Genomic DNA, 3,537 nt, shown 5'->3' on the forward strand with positions numbered 1-3,537 from the left:
GTGCCGGGCCTGGACGGGGGGGAGGGCCAGGCCCGGCASGCGTTCCGCGAGGGTCACAGCAACGCTGGCGTGACCCTGGTGAGGAACCCTCGGTTCCGTGCGCTCAGGAGCGCACCACCTGCTGTCGGGGAGCAGCAGGTCCGGGGGCCCAGGTGTGAGGGACCACCTGGTTGGTCTGGATGTCGGTCAGCTCGGCGGCGTAGACGATGCCCTCGTAGACGCCCGCCTCGACGCGGTTGAGGTGCAGGCGCTCCGCGCGCTCGATGTCGTCGCCGAGGTGCGAGATGCGGGCGACGACGTAGCGCTGGGCGTCCTGCCACTGGTCGACGACGCGGACGCTGAGGCCGTTCCAGCGCGCCGTCAGGTCCAGCTCGAACAGCTCGGAGACGTCCTCACGGGCCACGCGGCGGTACCAGCGGCCCGACGGCGACTGGTGGAACCCGGTCTCGGCCAGCGGGGGGTTGGCCAGGGCGAGGACCACGGTGTGGCCGCCGTCGACCACGTCGGCCTCGAGGTAGGCGCCGTGCCACTTGGCGACAGGCCCGACGCAGCGGGACAGCGAGGCGAGCGAGGGGCGGGGTGCGCCCAGCTGCGTCACCGTCCAGCCGGCACCGACGTCGCCGTAGCGGGCCAGCAGCGTGGACGTGCCGTTGTCGTAGATGCGGATGAGCTCGGCGCCCGGGGGGATGCGGGAGTGGCGCAGCCACCACAGCGGCAGGATGTAGCCAGGCACGTCGCGGTACTGCAGCTGCGGGGACGACTCGAAGCGCAGCACGTCGATGGACCGGTCGTACGGGCTGAAGGGCGTGCCCTCGTAGCCGAGTCCGTGCACCTCGAACAGCTGGGCCGGAGTCGTCGCGAAGGCGACGTCCTCAGCGCGCACCACGTACCCCGCCAGGCGATCGTGTCCCGCGGTGAGGTGAGCGCGGGTGAGCGCTGGCGTGATCGCCTTCTGCATGAGCGTCACGATGGGCTTCCTTGCCAGAAAAGGGATGAACCGGATGTTTCCGACCGGTCGGTGCACGATTGTGCAACCCAAATAGGGCACGTGTCCAGGAGAGATCACTCATTTGAGTGAAGATGCAGGTCAGAGGGCTGAGAGCGGTCCCGTCGAACCGTTTCGTCTTCCGTCGGAAGGCATGCAGAAGTGACAAAGCGGGCGCCGTGCGTTCACCCGATTGGCCTAGTTGCTCTGGCGGTGACTCACGAGTCGAGGTATATGACCAGATCTCCCGCGAGCCCCGTGTAGGACGCCGGCGTGAGGGCGGCGAGGCGCGCGGCGACGTCGTCGGGAAGCCCGAGCCCGCCGATGAACTCGCGCATGTCGTCCGCCGTCAGCCGCCGGCCCCGGGTCAGCTCCTTGAGCCGCTCGTACGGGTTCTCCATGCCGGTCACGCCGGCGACGGACGCAGCGCGCATGGCCGACTGGACGGGCTCGCCGAGCGTCTCCCAGTTCTCGTCGAGCTCACGGGCCAGCAGCACGGTGTCGACCGACAGCGCGCGCAGGCCACGGGCCACGTTGTCGATGGCCAGCAGCGAGTGCCCGAACGCGGGGCCGATGTTCCGCTGCGTCGTGGAGTCGGTGAGGTCGCGCTGCAGCCGGCTGGTCACCAGGGTGCTGGCCAGGGTGTCCAGCAGGGCCGACGAGAGCTCGAGGTTGGCCTCGGCGTTCTCGAACCGGATGGGGTTCACCTTGTGCGGCATGGTCGAGCTGCCGGTGGCGCCCGCGACGGGGATCTGGATGAAGACGCCGCGCGAGATGTAGGTCCAGACGTCGGTGGCCAGGTTGTGCAGCACGCGGTTGAACCGGGCGACGTCGGCGTACAGCTCGGCCTGCCAGTCGTGCGACTCGATCTGCGTGGTGAGCGGGTTCCAGGTCAGGCCCAGGTGCTCGACGAACGCCTTGCTCACCGCAGGCCAGTCCGCACCCGGGACCGCGACCACGTGGGCGCCGTAGGTTCCGGTCGCGCCGTTGAGCTTGCCCAGGTACTCGTCGGACGCGATCCGCCGCAGCTGCCGCCGCAGCCGGTGCGCGAGGACCGCGAGCTCCTTGCCGAGCGTCGTCGGGGTCGCCGGCTGCCCGTGCGTGAGGGCCAGCATCGGCTGGTCCTTGAGCTCGTGCGCGAGCGCCGCAACCTGGTCGACGAGGGTGGTCGCCGCCGGCGCCCAGACGTCCTGCACCGCGCCGCGGACCATCAGCGCGTACGACAGGTTGTTGATGTCCTCGCTCGTGCACGCGAAGTGCACCAGCTCGCCGACGTCCCGCAGTGCCGACCCCTCGGGCGCGGCCGCGAGCCGGCTCTTGAGGAAGTACTCGACCGCCTTGACGTCGTGCACGGTGATCTTCTCGATGGCGGCCAGCTCGGCGACCTCGTCGGGTCCGAACGTGTCGACGACGTCCCRCAGGTACTGCTCGTCGGCCGCCGTGAGCGTCGGGGCGCCCGGGACGACCTGGTTCTGCGCCAGGTGGATCAGCCACTCGACCTCGACGTGCACCCGCTCGCGGTTGAGCGCCGCCTCGCTCAGGTGGTCGACCAGCGGCGCGACCGCGGCACGGTAGCGACCGTCGAGCGGGCCGAGCGCGATGGGGGGCGTGACGTCTGCGAGCCGGACACGAGAAGGCATGGCGCCAGTGTCCCAGAGCGGTCCGGTCGAGTGCGGCGGTGTCCGGGACCGAGGTCAGTAGCCTGGGCGCACCGGCGCGTCCCGCCGGCCCCCGACGACGAGGAGCCCCGTGGCACCGCCAGCACGCAGGCCCAGCGCGGTCCTGCTGGTCGGTGCGTTCGTGGTGGTGGCCGTGATCGGCGCGGCCCTGGCAGGCCCGTTCCGGCTCGGCCAGCGCAACGAGGGCGGTGCGCCGTTCACGCTCCCCCCGCCGGTGCTGCCGACGAACACGACGACCCCGGTCCCGCAGGAGACCGGCCTCGACGGCGAGCAGATGACGATGGAGGCCCAGCGCTGGATCTACCTGCTGGTCATCGCGGTCATCGGCGCTCTGCTGGTGATCGGGGTCGCCCTGCTGGTCCGACGGATCCGGGCGATGCGGGAGCGGCGTGCGCCGCACGAGATCGACTCGGCGGTGCCGGACATCGAGCTGGGCGGGGACGTCCTGGACGGTGCGACGCCGGCGCTGCGCGAGGGGGTCCGCCGGGCGGCGCAGGTGCTCGAGGACGAGGTGCCGCCGGGGGACGCGGTGATCGCGGCGTGGGTCGCGCTGGAGGCCTCGGCGGAGCGCAGCGGGCTGGTGCGTGACCGTGCGGAGACGGCGACGGAGTTCACGGTCGAGGTGCTCGACGCCACGCGGGCGGACCCGGTCGCGACGCGCGCCCTCTTGCAGCTGTACCTGGCGGCGCGGTACTCCGAGCACGTGCTCACCCCGGTGGACGTCGCGCGGGCCAGGGAGAGCCTGGCCGCGATCGCCGACGACCTCGGGCGACGGGCCGAGGAGGACGCATGAGGTGGTGGGACTGGCGCCCGCTCGCCGGCTTCGGCGCCGGCTTCGTGGCGGCGTGGGCGGCGGGACTGACGGTGCAGACG

General features: G+C 71.7%; 3 protein-coding genes. 1 reads left to right on the forward strand and 2 read right to left on the reverse strand.

Translation table 11 applies throughout. The annotated features are described in order from the left end of the window. Positions 1 to 103 precede the first annotated feature (103 nt). Positions 104 to 958: a hypothetical protein gene (locus AC1DUQ_RS19365; protein ID WP_477074387.1), complete on the reverse strand. Its 855-nt coding sequence runs from the start codon at positions 956 to 958 to the stop codon at positions 104 to 106. A 245-nt stretch (positions 959 to 1,203) separates the two neighbouring features. After that, positions 1,204 to 2,625, reverse strand: coding sequence for an adenylosuccinate lyase (gene purB / locus AC1DUQ_RS19370; RefSeq protein WP_477074386.1), 1,422 nt, complete (start codon positions 2,623 to 2,625; stop codon positions 1,204 to 1,206). 109 nt (positions 2,626 to 2,734) lie between these two features. Between purB and AC1DUQ_RS19375 the strand changes: the two genes are divergently transcribed. Further along, the gene (locus AC1DUQ_RS19375) at positions 2,735 to 3,457 is read left to right on the forward strand and encodes a DUF4129 domain-containing protein (RefSeq protein WP_477059369.1); all 723 of its coding nucleotides are present in this window, start codon (positions 2,735 to 2,737) and stop codon (positions 3,455 to 3,457) included. The last annotated feature ends 80 nt before the right edge of the window (positions 3,458 to 3,537 follow it).

It is taken from the genome of Cellulomonas sp. P4_B5_2, assembly GCF_056402235.1.